Raw genomic sequence first — 14,621 nt, 5'->3', positions numbered from 1 at the left:
GTCAGTCCCTCGCCGAAACCTCGCGCACTGGCCCGCATCGAAAAACCTTCATCACAGCTGCCGTTCGAACAAGAGCATTGAAAGTCCGCTTCGTCCCGCGTTGTGTCAGTTCAGGCAGAGCGCAGCGAACGGCGGCGTATTGGAGAACGGCAGCCCCCATTGCCAGAGTGGCTGGTAGCGCCTGTCTGATGGGATGGTGGCTTGTGTGACGCCCAAAGGCCGGTCGCCGCAATCAAGATTGATCCCTAAGTTTGTATTTGGGTGCGGGACTAGCGTGGCTCCGGACCATTTTGTGAAAGCAACTGAACAAGCGGTGCATTTATATAATAGTTGCTTTGGGCAACTTTCACCTTCTCTAGAAGACCTGACTGGGTAAGTTGGTCGAGATACCGGCCTGCAGTTTGTCGCCCAACTCCTACTTCTTCGATGACATATTCAATGCGGGTGTATGGGTGGCGAAACAGGTTATTGACGAGTTCATGTGAGTATAACTTGGGATGATCACGCTTTATTCGGTTCTTGTACTCAGACATTAACTGCTTGATTCCAAAAACAAGCTGGGTGGTCTCTTTGGCCGTCTCTGAGACTGCGTTAATCATATAAAGTAACCATGGCTCCCACTCCAACGTGTCGCAGGTGTTCTGAAGCAATCTGTAGTATTCGCCTTTGTTTCGAGTGATATAGCGACTGATATACAGTATTGGAATCTCGAGGAGTTCGACCCTGCACAAGTAGAGCACGTTCAGAATGCGCCCAATGCGTCCATTCCCATCAGAAAACGGATGAATGCTTTCAAATTGATGATGAATAAGAGCCATTGAAACGAGTGGATCTAGGTCCGTTTCTTCTGTTGTGTTGATGAAGTGCTCAAGCGCTCGCATCTGATCCAATATATCACTGTGAGATTGTGGCGGCACATATACTATTTCGCCTGAACTTTCGTTCTTAAGAGCAGTCCCAGGCATCTTTCGAAATTCATCCGTGCTGCCCTTTAGAGTTTGAAAGAGGGCAATGATTTGGTTGCTGCTTATCATGCCATCTTTCTCAACCAACTGGGAATATCCCAGCCTCAATGCCTCGCCGTACATGCCTACTTCTTTGGCTTCAGGAGATGGATAAATTCCCTTTCGGCTATCGATTTGAAACAACTCATCTTGAGTTGTGACGATGTTTTCAATCTCCGAACTCGCAGCAGCCTCTTGAAGCATCAAGGTGTCAATGAGTATGCCTTGGTTAGGGATGCTACCTGCGCGACCTTTCAGCTCAGCAAGGTTCTTGTGAGCGATCGTCAATGCCTTCAGAACCTTCCGCGTTTCCAGATCAGGATGTGGTGGCAGCGGAGGTATTTGGTATCGCTCAACGAGGGCTTCTCTAGTTATGGTAGTTGTTTTGGCGGTCATGTAATCATACCAATCATCGTATGTCTAAAAAATCCATTTTTTACAACATACAGAGATTCGTATGTCGACAAAAGTGCCATTCTTGAATCACACGGGTAAGTAGCCGCCATTGTCTGTCCTTTTGACACAAATTTCTTGCTTCAATGACAATGAAACAAACATGGGTCTCGCCCTAGTGCGTCATCCCACGGTCCAGCTCGACTTCCCGCGCCTCTAGCTCTGTCTCAACCTCTCTTCGGCGTCCTTCGCTAAGCTCAAGCTCGTGCTCAGTTGCTTGTCGAGCGTCGCGTAACTCGCAGGCCGTCACCAACCGCTCGACGCAGGCGAGCAAGTCGCGTTCCAAGGCTGTCAGGGGTGTTGTCATCTAATTCTCCTCGATCTTGATGCAGGTCACTGATCTGCCGCCTAGCGTGCAGGTCCTCAGCCGCGTCTTGGTCGGGTCCAGCACCAGCCAGGTCCCGTCCTCCCTGTCGATCCGCGTCAGGCCCAGTTCGGTCATCTCTGAGCTGGCCAGCATCAGCGTCCAAAGCAAGCTCGCAGCCATCATCAAGACGATCCCCGCCAAGAACGTCCCCGTGATCAGCCAAGGCGAGATCGTCAGCCAGCTCTTGTTCTGTCGCAGAAAGGTACGGGTATCGGTCTCGATTGTACGATGCGCGATGGTCGCAATGGTGCTCAAATCGGTCCTGAAGCTCTCCAGCTGGGATGCCATCGAGGCGGCGTAGTCCTGCCGGATCGTGTCCAGTTCCGCGTTCAGTTTCTCGCTCAGCCGAGTCGGCTTGCCAGTCTTCATGGAAAATCTCTCCTTTCAAACGCCAGCGCTCGCCAGTTTCGGGGTCTTTGGCGGTTAGGTAGGCTTTGCCCGCGCGCGGTATGTCGAAGCCAGCATCGGTAAGGGCGTCGAGCATGCTGCAACGGTCAGTGATTAGGCCAACGCTGACTTGATCCAGAACCCACGCGTGCAGTTCTTCGCGCCCTTGGGCGCGGGTTGGGGTCTCGATGGTGTCGCGGACCTCTTGGGTGCGCTCTAGCTCCATAGGATCGGCCCAGCCATGGCTCTGGTTCATCACGTCGCGCAAGCTGTCGAACGCGTTCTGATAGCCGGGCGGCGCGATGTTCAGGCTGCGCCCCGAGGTCAGCTCCAAGCGCGGTGTGCAGAAGTGAAGCTCAACGCGGTCTTCGTGGGTATGTCGGACCCAGAGCACCTCATATTGCGTCGGGTCCAGCCCCGCGAAGGCCAGCCGCTCGAAGCCGTCCATGACCTCGGCCTGCTGCTCCTCGGTCGGGGCGTCGGTGGCGGCAAAGCTGATCACGCCTGCGCGGTAGGTCCACTGGTGGCGGCTGGCGTCGATCAGGGCTTCGGTGCGGTCGGGATTGCCGCGAAGGACATCGGGCAAAGGCTCGCGCGTGACAGTCATTGGCTGGCCGTCGGCATCGCGGATCAGGTCGCGGTTGTCGTCATAGGCCAGCACCTTGTCCGCGACGAGATAGCCGACCGGACCAGCGCCCGCGCCTTTGCCGTTGCGGAAGAACTTGATCAACATCGGCGCGCCGCCTCGATGATCTGGGCAAGCTGGCGTTCGATGGTCAGCAGGCGACGGGCAACGGTGAGCGCGTCGAGGTCAATGCGGCCCGCCAGCATCGCGCGGTTCAGCCAGCGGGCGATCTGGTTGAGGTTGCCGCCGATGCGCCCGACGGCCAGCACCAGCGCCGGATCAACGCGGGGGATGGGCTTGCGGCGACGGGCCTCAGTCAGGCCCAATGCCTCGCGAAGAAGGGTCGCGGCAGGCAGGCCAGCAGCCTCGGCCTTGGTGCGCAACTGGGCCTTCTCTGCCGCTGTGCACCGGAAGACGAAGGTCTCGGTCAGCGGCTCTTTGGTGCGGGCTTTCCCCGCGCCGGTGGGGTTCGAAGGGGAGGCTTGCCGCCCCTCGCAAGGTCCCGTGTCAGCAGCGCCAGCGTATGACATGGGTCGCCTTGCTGTTTGCTCTTCTGTGGGATCGGTTGCGGTCATGATCTGAGGCCTGCGGCTTGGATTTGTGCCTGTGTCACCAGCTTCGAGGCCAGCAAAGCAGTGACTTGGGTGCCCGTGATGTGTTTGCACATCGGGCTGCGATCACTGATCCAGCACGCCAGCCGCGCATGGTGGTTTGCCTGTAACGCTGCCGTCTTTTCGCGATCTTCGGCCTGCTTCTCGACATAGGTCTGCCAGCGCCGCGACTGAAACCAGTTGTCGGAAAAGCAGACCTTGGAACGGGTGAAACCTGCGCTGTCGGTCGCGTAGGCATTGACGGCTTGCAGCAAATCCTCCGGTGCGATCCCTTCCTTCATGGCCTCTTCGATCTGGGCAAGGCAGACTGCTTTGCCTCGCAATCGGTCGGGCGGATAGGCCGCCAAAATCTTCTCAGCATCTTCGTCCGCCGCCGCCTCGCACCTGCGCGAAGGAGGTTCTTTCTTAGGTTCAATGGTAAGGTTACTGTCCCGATTTGGGACTACCCCCGTCTCACCGCTGGGACTTTTCCCCCGTCTTTTTGAGACGTTTCCCCCCGTCTCATTTTGAGACGCAACCCCAATTGCACCGCTGCCCCCGCCCTTTGGACGTGCGCTTGGCCCAAGGGTAATGTCGAGATGCAATTCATACTGATTGGACCCGCGCCCTCCATCCCCGTCCCCCCGAGCATGGCGCGTGACAAGCCCACACTCCTCCAAAGTCGTCATGTGCCGAAACAGCGTTGCACGGCCCATCTCGCACTCGTCCGCTAACCGCTGAGCGCTCGGGTTGCACTGGCCAGTCTCCTTGTTGTGGAAATCCGCCAGCTGGATCAGCACGATTTTGGCAGCGGGCTTCAGGCCTTTAACGTTCGCGGCCCAGATTAGCGCCATGCCGCTCATGGCATCACCTGACCCGACAGAAATGGGGAGATAGCATAAAGCCTGCCGCCTGATTCTGCGGCTCGGTGTTGTGGAACAAAACCTGATTTCCTTGTGTCAGATTTGTGCCAATAGGAAACATGCGTTCCTGCATCGTTCTGCAAACAGCTACATTTACCTACGAAGCAAACACCTTTGCCTATTGCTGTTTTTACTGGGGTTCCGTATGTCCGGCGGTGGGACACCCTTCCCCAACGAAGGGCAAATATCTGTGAGGATACCAGCTATGACGATTCAAGCACCGGCCACGCGGCCGGCTAACCCGCGTTTTTCTTCTGGCCCCTGTGCCAAACCCCCCACATTTACACTCGACACGCTCGCAGACGCAGCCCTTGGCCGTTCGCACCGCGCTGCTGTTGGCAAAGACAAACTCAAAGCCGCGATCGAAGAGACGCGCGAGATATTGGGCGTGCCAGCAGACTATAAAATCGGCATCGTGCCAGCCTCTGACACGGGCGCTTACGAGATGGCCATGTGGAACCTGCTTGGGGAACGTCATGTCGAGATGCTGGCATGGGAAAGCTTTGGCTCTGGCTGGGTCACTGATGCAGTAAAACAGCTCAAACTCGACGCGACAGTTAAGACGGCTGATTACGGCGAGATCGTTGATTTCAGCACCGTCGATTTCAACAGCGATGTTTGCTTTACGTGGAACGGCACGACCTCTGGTGTGCGTTTGCCAAACGGCGACGTGATCCCAGCCGATCGCGCTGGCTTGACCCTTTGCGATGCAACCTCTGCTGCTTTCGCGATGGATCTACCCTGGGACAAGCTCGATGTGACGACTTTCTCTTGGCAGAAAGTTCTCGGCGGTGAAGCTGCGCATGGCATGATCATTCTCAGCCCCCGCGCGGTTGCGCGCTTAGAGAGCTACACGCCTGCGTGGCCTCTGCCGAAAATTTTCCGCCTCACAAAAGGTGGCAAGCTGATTGATGGCATCTTCTCTGGTGCGACGATTAACACCCCCTCGATGTTGGCTGTAGAGGATTACCTGCAAGCGCTCAAATGGGCGCGTTCCGTCGGTGGTCTGGAAGGTCTCATCGCACGTGCGGATGCAAATACTGCGGCGATCACAGGTTTCGTCGCGGCGAACGATTGGATCGATTTCCTCGCGGTTGACCCAGCCACGCGCTCTAATACCTCTGTCTGCCTCAAGTTCACAGATGCGCGCATCACTGACGGTGCTGCCTTTGCCAAAGCCATCGCGAAATGGCTAGAAGCAGAGAACGTCGCCCTCGACATTGGTGGCTATCGCGACGCACCTTCGGGTCTACGCATCTGGTGCGGCGGCACGGTCGAGACCTCGGACATCAACGCGATGCTCCCATGGCTCGCCTATGCGTTCGAGCAAGAAATCACAGCAGCCTAACGCGCAATTCTTCGTGGCCGAATTTTCTAGAAAATTCCCACACCTCCCTATTTTGAAAGGACCAAAACCATGGCTCCCAAAGTACTCGTTTCTGACAAACTCAGCGAAACCGCAGTTCAAATCTTCCGCGATGCGGGCATTGATGTTGATTTCCAACCAGAGCTCGGCAAAGACAAAGCCAAGCTGGCCGAAGTGATCGGTCAATACGATGGCCTCGCGATCCGCTCTGCCACCAAAGTGACTGAAAAAATCCTTGACGCCGCGACCAACCTCAAGGTCATCGCACGCGCAGGCATCGGCACCGATAATATTGACAAGGTCGCTGCCTCTAAAAAGGGTGTGATCGTTATGAACACGCCCTTCGGCAACATGATCACGACCGCTGAACACGCTATTGCGATGATGTTCGCAGTTGCACGTCAAATCCCAGAGGCCAGCGCTTCCACACATGCTGGCAAATGGGAGAAGTCTAAATTCATGGGCGTCGAACTCACGGGCAAGACTCTTGGTGTTATCGGCGCAGGTAACATCGGCGGGATCGTGTGCGACCGCGCACGCGGACTGAAGATGAAAGTCGTGGCCTATGATCCCTTCCTGGGGGAAGAAAAAGCCGCAAAAATGGGCGTTGAGAAGGTCGAACTCGAAGAGCTGCTAAAGCGCGCCGATTTCATCACTTTGCACGTCCCTTTCACTGATGCGACAGCCAATATTCTAAGTCGTGAGAACCTCGCAAAAACCAAAAAAGGTGTACGTATCATCAACTGCGCCCGTGGCGGTCTGGTCGATGAGGAAGCCCTCGCAGACATGCTCAAATCCGGTCATGTTGCTGGCGCTGCATTCGATGTGTTCGCACAAGAACCCGCGACGGAAAACCCGCTCTTCAACCTGCCAAACGTGGTCTGCACCCCGCACCTTGGCGCTGCAACCAGCGAAGCGCAAGAGAACGTCGCTCTGCAAGTGGCGCAGCAAATGTCGAACTATCTCAACACAGGTGCGGTTGAAAATGCTCTCAACATGCCGTCAGTGACTGCTGAGGAAGCGAAGATCATGGGCCCATGGGTCTCGCTCGCGGGTCACCTTGGTGCGTTCATTGGCCAAATGACGGATGAACCGATCAAGGCGATCAACATCCTTTACGATGGCAATGTCGCACAAATGAACCTAGATGCGCTGAACTGCGCCTCCATCGCGGGTATCATGAAGCGCGTAAATCCTGATGTGAACATGGTGTCTGCGCCTGTGATCGCGGCAGAACGCGGTATCAAGATCAGCACGACCAATCAGGAAAAATCCGGCACGTTTGATGGCTATGTTAAGGTCACTGTCGTCACGGAAAAGCGCGAGCGTTCCGTTGCAGGCACTGTCTTCAGCGACGGCAAACCGCGTTTCATCCAGATTAAGGGCATCAATATCGATGCTGAAATCGGCGCGCACATGCTCTACACGACGAACGAAGATGTGCCCGGTATCATCGGCCTGCTCGGCAACACGATGGGCAAGAACGGCGTGAACATCGCCAACTTTACGCTTGGACGTTCAGATGTGGGTGGCGAAGCGATTGCGCTGCTTTATGTCGACAATCCTATCCCAGCGGACGTCCTGAAAACGCTCGATGGCACAGGCATGTTCCAACAAGTCAAGCCGCTTGAGTTCGACGTTGTATAACGAATTCCAAGGCCGCTCTTCTCAGGGCGGCCTTTCTGCTTTACGCCTTGGCCTATGACCCAACCCATCTACGCCATTGGCGACATACACGGCCAAATCGAAATGCTCGAAAATGCGCTTGCGCTGATTGAAGCAGATGGTGGCAAAGACGCGCAGATCGTCTTCTTGGGCGACTATGTTGATCGTGGCACACACTCCAAAGACGTGATCGAACGCCTTTCTCAAAACAAAGCCGCCGGCAAACCTTGGCGCTTCCTAAAAGGCAATCACGACCGCATGTTCGAGTGGTTCATGGAACCTGTTCCGCGCCATGACCCTTACCTACTCGTTGGCTACCACTGGCTGCACGAACGCCTAGGTGGCACAACAACGCTCGCCTCTTATGGTGTCCAAGCAGATCCATCCCGCAGGCTTTTTAACGTCCACGCTGATGCGCTCAAAGCCGTGCCACATCATCACCTTCGCTTCTTACAAGACTGCGAAACTTCATTCTTTCACGGCCCACTCTTTTTTGCACACGCAGGTGTCCGCCCGGGCGTCGCTCTACGCGATCAAACAGAAGATGACCTCGTATGGATCAGAAACGAGTTCTCGAATGACACATCCGATCACGGCGCACTCGTCGTTCATGGCCACACTCCCGTTGATGCCCCCCTCCATGCAGGCAATCACGTGAACCTCGACACAGGCGCAGGCTACGGCAAACCGTTAACGACCGCGGTATTTGAGGGAACAACAGTTCATGTCCTCACCGCCAAAGGCCGCCAACACCTCACGCCTTAGCTTTCCTCTCTTTGTAAATATCCTAGGGGGTCTGGGGGACTAGTCCCCCAGCCGGTCGGATCGGCAAAGCCGATTCGAAACTGTCAAACACCCACGTCGATAATTGCTTGCGCCAGGATCGGCACAGACTGCGCGTTCAGACCAGCAATATTCATACGGCTGTCACCAACCATATAAATCCCGTGCTCTGCGCGCAGGCGCTCTACCATTTCAGGCGTTGTGCCCAGACGCGAGAACATCCCGCGGTGCTGCGCCAAGAACCCGAACCGGTCAGAGCCACTCAAACGCTTTAATTCACCAGCCAATTGTTCGCGCAAGCCAAGCATTCCAAGACGCACATCTTCCAATTCTTTCGCCCAATCAGCACGCAAATCAGGGTCCTGCAAAACCATCGTGACCAAACGCGCACCGTGGTCGGGTGGAAACGAAAAATTCTGACGGTTCAAGAACGCCAGCGTGTCTTGATTCAACCCCTGGCGAGACGTCTCAGTAGACACGGCCATCAACAATCCAGTCCGCTCACGGTAGATACCAAAGTTCTTGGAACAACTCGCAGCGATCAGGCATTCAGGTACGCAGGACGCGACTAGACGTGCGGCAGCTGCGTCTTCTTCAAGACCATCGCCGAAACCCTGATACGCGATATCGATCATCGGGATCGCACCCTTTTCGTTGAGCACATCAACAACAATCTGCCACTGCGTCAGGTTCAAGTTTGCGCCCGTCGGATTGTGACAGCACCCATGCAACAACACCAAATCGCCTGCTTTCAAACCCTTCAGGTCTTCTAGCATGCCATCAAAATCAACGCCTCGCGTGTCAGCGTCGAAATAGCGGTACGGCACGTGCTCAATCCCTAGGTAATTCAGGATCGACGTATGATTAGGCCATGTAGGGTTAGACACGAAAACACGCGCGTCAGGGTTGGCCATTTGCATCAGCTCAAACGCTTGACGACATGCCCCTGTGCCACCGGGCGTTGCTGCGGCAGCAACGTTCGAACGCTCCACCGCGTCGCCGAGCACCAAATCAATCATCACATCGGAAAACGCAGGATCGCCCGCAAGACCAACATAGGACTTGGTGCTCTCAATCTCCCACAACTGCTTTTCAGCCGTTTTCACAGCGCGCATCACAGGCGTCGTGCCTTCAGCATTTTTGTAAACACCAACACCAAGGTCGATCTTTTCAGCACGCGGGTCTTCGCGGAACGCTTTGACCAGAGCTAGGATTTTGTCAGCAGGTTGTGGCTTTAGGTTGGCAAACATTTAAGCCTCTCCAGTTTCAATAGGCATAGTGGGCACAGAGCCCCATTCATTCCAAGAACCATCATAGACGGAGTGATCCGTTTTCCCGATCCGTTCCATTGCAAGCGCTAGGATACAAGCCGTGATGCCCGATCCACATGTGTTAATCACAGGCTTGTCCAGATCCACGCCAGCAGCCTCGAACGCCGCCTTGAGTTCAGCCGGATCTTTCATCGTGTTGTCGCTGTTAAGCAGAGTTTTATAAAAGACGTTGCGCGAATTTGGAATGTGCCCAACGCGCATGCCTTCGCGTGGCTCAGGCTCTGTCCCTGCAAAGCGGGCAGGCGAGCGCGCATCAACGATTTGAGGCGCGCCAAGTTTCGCTGCAGCCGCAACTTGTGTGGCGTCTTTCACCATTTGGTTCTGGAATCGCACCATCATGTGGCGATCACGAATAACCGGCGGCATATCTTCCGTCTCACGGCCTTCAGCAAGCCATTTGTTGAGACCACCATCCAACACAGCAACGTCCATTTGACCCATCAAACGGAACAGCCACCACACACGCGGCGCAGAAAAAATGCCCGAGCCATCATAGACAACCACTTGATGCCCATCACCAATGCCCATGGCACGCATCCGCGACATGAACTTTTCAGTGCTCGGTGCCATGTGATCTAACTTGGAGCGCGCATCGCTAATTTCATCGATGTCAAAGAAACGCGCGCCGGGGATATGTTCGGCTTCGTATTCGCCGCGCGCATCGCGGCCCTCTGCCGCCATATACCAAGACGCGTCAATGATCCGCAGATCAGGGTCGCGCATGTGTGCAGCAAGCCATTCGGTAGAAACCAAGGTCTTCGGGTCGTCAGATGCCATGTGAAATGCCCTCTTTTGCTTGCAAACTTGCATACTGGCGAGGGCGCGCAGTGGCAAGGGTCTGGGGGAGTGTCGGCACCGCGAAACCGCGATGCCTGTCAGCTTATCCTAAAGCGCGAATTACTTCGCCATCATGTTTTTAACAACACCAACAATCGCAAGGACTGCACCGCCACCGATACCACCGCCAACAATGCCGGAGATCGAGTTGATAAGCGTACCTTGGTTGAGGTTCTTCAGAACACCGCCAGCAACGTTACCACCTACTGCGCCCGAAAGCAGACCAATCAAGAGTTCCATAATAATTCCTTCCCGTTGGGCCAATTATATGTGCAGCGCCGTTTTGGCCCAATTCGTGCGCGCAGGTGTTTATACGTGTATTCAACAAAAGCTGTCACGGGGAAAGAACAGCGGCACTTCCCACCAAACCAATCACCTAATCAGAATGCCGCAATAGACGTTGCTTTTGACGTCCCCAATCGCGTTTCGCATCGCTCGCGCGTTTGTCATGGTTTTGCTTGCCTTTGGCGATGCCTATCTTCAGCTTCACGAAACCTTTGTGATTAAAGTACAAAACAAGCGGAACCAGCGTCATGCCTTTGCGCTGCGTATCCGACCACATGCGCATAAGCTCTTTTTTGGAAGCGAGTAATTTACGGCGGCGACGCTCTTCGTGACCCCAAGTTTTGGCGGCCTCATAGGGTGCAATATAGCTGTTCACCAACCACAACTCGCCGTCTTTCACTTCCGCATAGCTTTCCGCGACATTGGCAGAGTTCACACGAAGCGATTTTACCTCTGACCCCTGCAAGATAATCCCGCACTCAACGTCATCCTCAATCGCATAATCATAGCGCGCACGCCGGTTCTCGGCGATCACCTTATAGTTCGGATTGTCCTTTGGCTTGGCCATGGTCTACGCATCTTTCTAAAGTCTGAGAAACCTACATAGGCGCTAACGCAGCGCGCTCCAAGGCCATTTGAGAAATGTCGCTGGACTTGCGTTGCTTGTCCTCAGACTTGAACGAATTCTTTGCCCATTTGAAAGCCGTAAAATGACTGATTTCCTTCTTCTCGCGTTCATCTTTTTATGTGCAGGCGTAATTTCCGTACCCATCGCTTCACGGCTCGGCCTTGGGTCAGTGCTTGGCTATCTGATTGCAGGGATTATTATCAGCCCGATCTTGGCACTGCTGCATGTGGACGTCATCGCGATCCAGCACTTCGCTGAATTTGGCGTGGTGATGATGCTGTTCCTCGTCGGGCTAGAGCTTGAGCCGAAAATGCTCTGGGCGGTGCGCGCAAAGCTGTTGGGGCTTGGCGGCGGGCAAGTCGGGATTACGACACTTGTTGTGATGGGGCTTTGCATGGCGTTCGGGCAACCTTGGTCGATTGCTTTGGCGATTGGTTTGGTCATGGCGCTGTCCTCAACGGCGATCGTTTTGCAGACACTGAATGAAAAGGGTTTGATGAAATCCGACGGCGGGCAGTCGAGTTTTTCCGTGCTCTTGACCCAAGATATTGCCGTTATCCCAATGCTCGCACTGCTGCCGCTTCTGGCGATGCCAGAGCTGATGGATGTCGCGAGTGACGCAGTGGCCCACGGCGCTGATGCAGCACATGGGGGCGATGATCATAGTGGTGAAGGGGATCATGGGTCAGCCATGAGCCTTGTTGAGGGGTTGAACGGTTGGCAGACTATGCTCGTCACCGTCGGTTCTGTGATCGCTGTGATCCTTGGCGGGAGCTTTCTGACTTCTCCGATCTTCCGCTTTATTGCAGGTGCTGGTTTGCGGGAACTCTTCGTAGCGGGTGCGCTCCTTATCGTGATTGGTATCGCGCTGCTTATGTCCCTTGTTGGCCTTTCGCCTGCGCTTGGCACATTCATCGCGGGTGTTGTGCTTGCCAATTCCGCCTATCGACACGAATTAGAAAGCGACATTGATCCGTTCCGTGGCCTCTTGCTGGGTCTGTTTTTCATGAGCGTTGGCGCCGGTATCAATTTTGCGCTGCTCTCGGAAAATCTGGGTTCTATCCTTGGCATGACCCTTGGCTTGATCGCAGTGAAAGCGCTGGTCCTCTTGGGTCTTGCGCGCATCTTCAAGATTGAAGGCGCAGATAAATGGCTCTTTGCGCTTGGCCTAGCCCAAGCAGGTGAGTTCGGCTTTGTGCTGCTGTCCTTTACCGTTGCTGGCAACATCATTCCTACCTCCATCGCAGATATCCTACTGCTGGTTGTTGCGCTGTCGATGCTGCTCACACCTGCATTGTTCATCATTTACGACCGTCTCATCGCACCGCGATATAGCGAGGAAGAAGCACGCGAAGCGGACGACATCGACGCAGACTCTAACATCATTATCGCAGGTCATGGTCGTGTTGGCGGCATGGTCGCACGTATCTTGCGCGCAGCGGGTCATACGCCGACGGTGATCGACTATTCCTCCAAGCAACTCGACATGCTCGAAAAGTTCGGCGTCAAAGCCTATTTTGGCGACGCGAGCCGTCCTGACCTGCTGCACGCCGCAGGCATCCATGAAGCCAAGCTGATCGTGATCGCCATCGACAACAAAGAGCAGATCAACGAGATGACCCACTACATTCACACCAACCATCCGCATGTGCACATCATGGCGCGCGCGTTGGATCGTAACCACGTTTACGAACTCTATGCTGCTGGCTGCCGTGACATCATCCGCGAAACCTATGACAGTTCTTTGCGCATGGGCCGCTCTGCCTTTGAGGCGCTTGGCGTTCCAAGCGACAAGGCCAATGATATGGTTGCGGTGTTTGATCAATCTGATCGCGAGGGCATGGTCGAGGTCGCGGACACCTATGACGTCAACATCTCCCCTTTTGAGAACGAAGCCTTCATGGCCAAAATCCGCGAAGTCGCGCCGCGTCGCGAGGCCGAAGTCAGAGAGCAAATGCATAAAATCCTTCAGCGCAATTCGAAAGGCGAGGAACAGCTATGAAAGACGACAATTTCCTGCGCGAGAACAACGCGCGCCACATGTGGCATCCGATGGGTCATCAGGGCAATTCAGACGCTAACATGCCCGCGATTATCGCCAAAGCTGAAGGCGTCGTGATTGAAGATCTAGATGGTCACAAGACTGTCGATGCTGTGGGTGGCCTGTGGTGCGTGAACCTTGGGTATTCGAACAACGTGATCAAGGACGCGATTGCCAAACAGCTTTACGATCTGCCCTACTATTCCGCCTTTTCCGGCACAACGAACCCACCTGCAATTGAGGCGTCCTATGCCGTGCGCGAGTTCTTTGAACCTGACGGTATGGTGCGGTCCTTCTTTACCTCGGGTGGTTCAGATTCAGTCGAGACCTGCCTACGTTTGTCGCGTCAGTACCATCGTCTACTTGGCGAGCCGACGCGCACAAAGTTCATCTCTCTCAAAAAGGGCTATCACGGCACCCATTTCGGTGGCGCATCTGTCAACGGCAACAACCGGTTCCGCATCGGCTATGAGCCTATGTTGCCCGGTTGCTTCCACCTGCCCAGCCCCTATCCTTATCGTAATCCGTTCAATGAGACCGACCCAGCACAGCTGGCGCAGAACATCGCGAATGCGTTCGAGGATGAGGTGCAATTCCAAGGCGCGAACACCATCGCCGCCTTTATCATGGAACCGATCCAAGGCGCAGGTGGCGTGATTGTCCCACACGAGAGCTTCATGGGTCTCATGCGTGATGTGTGTGACCGTCATGGCATTCTGATGATCGCGGATGAGGTGATCACAGGCTTTGGGCGCACTGGTTCTTGGTCCGGCTCTACCCACTATGGCGTGAAGCCCGATATGATGAGCACCGCGAAGGGCATCACCTCTGGCTATTTCCCTGTGGGCGCGGCGCTTTTTAACGAAAAAGTCGCGGATGTATTCGAGAACAGCTATCCTGCGGTGGGCGGCATTTATCACGGCTATACATACTCCGCGCACCCAGTTGGCGCTGCTGCCGTCACCGCATGCCTAGCTGAAACTGTCCGTCTTGATCTGCGTGCCAATGCAGCTGCGCGCGGCAAACAACTGTTCGAGGGATGCCAAGCGCTGGCTGCAAAACACGACATCATCGGTGATGTACGCGGTGGCACTGGCTTGATGACAGGTTTCGAGATGGTCTCTGACAAAACCGCAAAAACCCCGATTGATCCCGCAACCGTCAAACGCATCCAACAAGCCACTTACGAGGCAGGCGCCATGGTGCGCATGGGTCCACCAAATATCCTCATGTCACCGCCTTTGACGATTTCTGAGGGTGAAGTGCAGACCATTCTGGATGCCCTGGACACAGGTCTCAGCGCTGCTTGACCTCTGAAAATGTCCGGCCCCTTGGT

The 14,621-nt window shown here is 55.1% G+C and carries 13 protein-coding genes; 5 read left to right on the top strand and 8 right to left on the bottom strand.

Annotation, left to right across the window (positions count from 1 at the left end):
• Positions 1 to 269 precede the first annotated feature (269 nt).
• From PFRI_RS12505 to PFRI_RS21685, 4 genes are all read right to left on the bottom strand, one after another.
• Positions 270 to 1,400, bottom strand: coding sequence for a Fic family protein (locus tag PFRI_RS12505; RefSeq protein ID WP_072631040.1), 1,131 nt, complete (start codon positions 1,398 to 1,400; stop codon positions 270 to 272).
• Between the two features lie 266 nt (positions 1,401 to 1,666).
• Positions 1,667 to 2,944: a relaxase family protein gene (locus tag PFRI_RS12500; RefSeq protein ID WP_072631039.1), complete on the bottom strand. Its 1,278-nt coding sequence runs from the start codon at positions 2,942 to 2,944 to the stop codon at positions 1,667 to 1,669.
• Complete coding sequence (locus tag PFRI_RS12495) at positions 2,938 to 3,366, bottom strand: plasmid mobilization protein (protein ID WP_245812370.1); 429 nt, start codon at positions 3,364 to 3,366, stop codon at positions 2,938 to 2,940. The genes PFRI_RS12500 and PFRI_RS12495 overlap by 7 nt, the downstream gene beginning before the upstream one ends.
• 41 nt (positions 3,367 to 3,407) lie before the next feature.
• Complete coding sequence (locus tag PFRI_RS21685) at positions 3,408 to 4,289, bottom strand: helix-turn-helix domain-containing protein (protein WP_245812368.1); 882 nt, start codon at positions 4,287 to 4,289, stop codon at positions 3,408 to 3,410.
• Between the two features lie 265 nt (positions 4,290 to 4,554).
• On the opposite strand from PFRI_RS21685, the gene PFRI_RS12480 reads away from it, so the two are divergent.
• The 3 genes from PFRI_RS12480 to PFRI_RS12470 all read left to right on the top strand — a co-directional run bounded on the left by PFRI_RS12480 (position 4,555) and on the right by PFRI_RS12470 (position 8,145).
• Entirely contained in the window at positions 4,555 to 5,697 is a 1,143-nt protein-coding gene (locus PFRI_RS12480; protein ID WP_072631038.1) for a phosphoserine transaminase, read from the top strand.
• Positions 5,698 to 5,766: 69 nt separating this feature from the next.
• Positions 5,767 to 7,362 (top strand): phosphoglycerate dehydrogenase, encoded by a 1,596-nt coding sequence (gene serA / locus PFRI_RS12475; RefSeq protein ID WP_072631037.1) that lies wholly within the window; start codon positions 5,767 to 5,769, stop codon positions 7,360 to 7,362.
• A gap of 54 nt (positions 7,363 to 7,416) precedes the next feature.
• The gene (locus tag PFRI_RS12470) at positions 7,417 to 8,145 is read left to right on the top strand and encodes a metallophosphoesterase (RefSeq protein WP_072631036.1); all 729 of its coding nucleotides are present in this window, start codon (positions 7,417 to 7,419) and stop codon (positions 8,143 to 8,145) included.
• Between the two features lie 83 nt (positions 8,146 to 8,228).
• Here the strand turns inward: PFRI_RS12470 and PFRI_RS12465 are convergent, their stop codons facing one another.
• From PFRI_RS12465 to smpB, 4 genes are all read right to left on the bottom strand, one after another.
• Positions 8,229 to 9,413, bottom strand: a complete 1,185-nt coding sequence (locus PFRI_RS12465) for an amino acid aminotransferase (protein WP_072631035.1) — start codon at positions 9,411 to 9,413, stop codon at positions 8,229 to 8,231.
• The gene (sseA, locus tag PFRI_RS12460) at positions 9,414 to 10,271 is read right to left on the bottom strand and encodes a 3-mercaptopyruvate sulfurtransferase (protein ID WP_072631034.1); all 858 of its coding nucleotides are present in this window, start codon (positions 10,269 to 10,271) and stop codon (positions 9,414 to 9,416) included. It abuts the gene before it with no gap.
• A 120-nt stretch (positions 10,272 to 10,391) separates the two neighbouring features.
• Positions 10,392 to 10,571 (bottom strand): hypothetical protein, encoded by a 180-nt coding sequence (locus PFRI_RS12455; protein WP_175549255.1) that lies wholly within the window; start codon positions 10,569 to 10,571, stop codon positions 10,392 to 10,394.
• A 136-nt stretch (positions 10,572 to 10,707) separates the two neighbouring features.
• The gene (smpB, locus tag PFRI_RS12450) at positions 10,708 to 11,184 is read right to left on the bottom strand and encodes an SsrA-binding protein SmpB (protein WP_072631033.1); all 477 of its coding nucleotides are present in this window, start codon (positions 11,182 to 11,184) and stop codon (positions 10,708 to 10,710) included.
• 142 nt (positions 11,185 to 11,326) lie between these two features.
• On the opposite strand from smpB, the gene PFRI_RS12445 reads away from it, so the two are divergent.
• Entirely contained in the window at positions 11,327 to 13,246 is a 1,920-nt protein-coding gene (locus PFRI_RS12445; protein ID WP_072631032.1) for a cation:proton antiporter domain-containing protein, read from the top strand.
• Complete coding sequence (locus PFRI_RS12440) at positions 13,243 to 14,595, top strand: aminotransferase class III-fold pyridoxal phosphate-dependent enzyme (RefSeq protein WP_072631031.1); 1,353 nt, start codon at positions 13,243 to 13,245, stop codon at positions 14,593 to 14,595. The genes PFRI_RS12445 and PFRI_RS12440 overlap by 4 nt, the downstream gene beginning before the upstream one ends.
• Positions 14,596 to 14,621 lie beyond the last annotated feature (26 nt).

Source organism: Planktotalea frisia (genome assembly GCF_001890925.1).
GTDB lineage: Bacteria > Pseudomonadota > Alphaproteobacteria > Rhodobacterales > Rhodobacteraceae > Planktotalea > Planktotalea frisia.
This window is presented reverse-complemented; position numbering and strand designations above follow the sequence as displayed.

Coding starts and splice junctions, on each gene's coding strand:
- PFRI_RS12505 (WP_072631040.1), bottom strand. CDS start 1,400: ATGACCGCCAAAACAACTACCATAACTAGAGAAGCCCTCGTTGAGCGA.
- PFRI_RS12500 (WP_072631039.1), bottom strand. CDS start 2,944: ATGTTGATCAAGTTCTTCCGCAACGGCAAAGGCGCGGGCGCTGGTCCG.
- PFRI_RS12495 (WP_245812370.1), bottom strand. CDS start 3,366: ATGTCATACGCTGGCGCTGCTGACACGGGACCTTGCGAGGGGCGGCAA.
- PFRI_RS21685 (WP_245812368.1), bottom strand. CDS start 4,289: ATGAGCGGCATGGCGCTAATCTGGGCCGCGAACGTTAAAGGCCTGAAG.
- PFRI_RS12480 (WP_072631038.1), top strand. CDS start 4,555: ATGACGATTCAAGCACCGGCCACGCGGCCGGCTAACCCGCGTTTTTCT.
- serA (WP_072631037.1), top strand. CDS start 5,767: ATGGCTCCCAAAGTACTCGTTTCTGACAAACTCAGCGAAACCGCAGTT.
- PFRI_RS12470 (WP_072631036.1), top strand. CDS start 7,417: ATGACCCAACCCATCTACGCCATTGGCGACATACACGGCCAAATCGAA.
- PFRI_RS12465 (WP_072631035.1), bottom strand. CDS start 9,413: ATGTTTGCCAACCTAAAGCCACAACCTGCTGACAAAATCCTAGCTCTG.
- sseA (WP_072631034.1), bottom strand. CDS start 10,271: ATGGCATCTGACGACCCGAAGACCTTGGTTTCTACCGAATGGCTTGCT.
- PFRI_RS12455 (WP_175549255.1), bottom strand. CDS start 10,571: ATGGAACTCTTGATTGGTCTGCTTTCGGGCGCAGTAGGTGGTAACGTT.
- smpB (WP_072631033.1), bottom strand. CDS start 11,184: ATGGCCAAGCCAAAGGACAATCCGAACTATAAGGTGATCGCCGAGAAC.
- PFRI_RS12445 (WP_072631032.1), top strand. CDS start 11,327: ATGACTGATTTCCTTCTTCTCGCGTTCATCTTTTTATGTGCAGGCGTA.
- PFRI_RS12440 (WP_072631031.1), top strand. CDS start 13,243: ATGAAAGACGACAATTTCCTGCGCGAGAACAACGCGCGCCACATGTGG.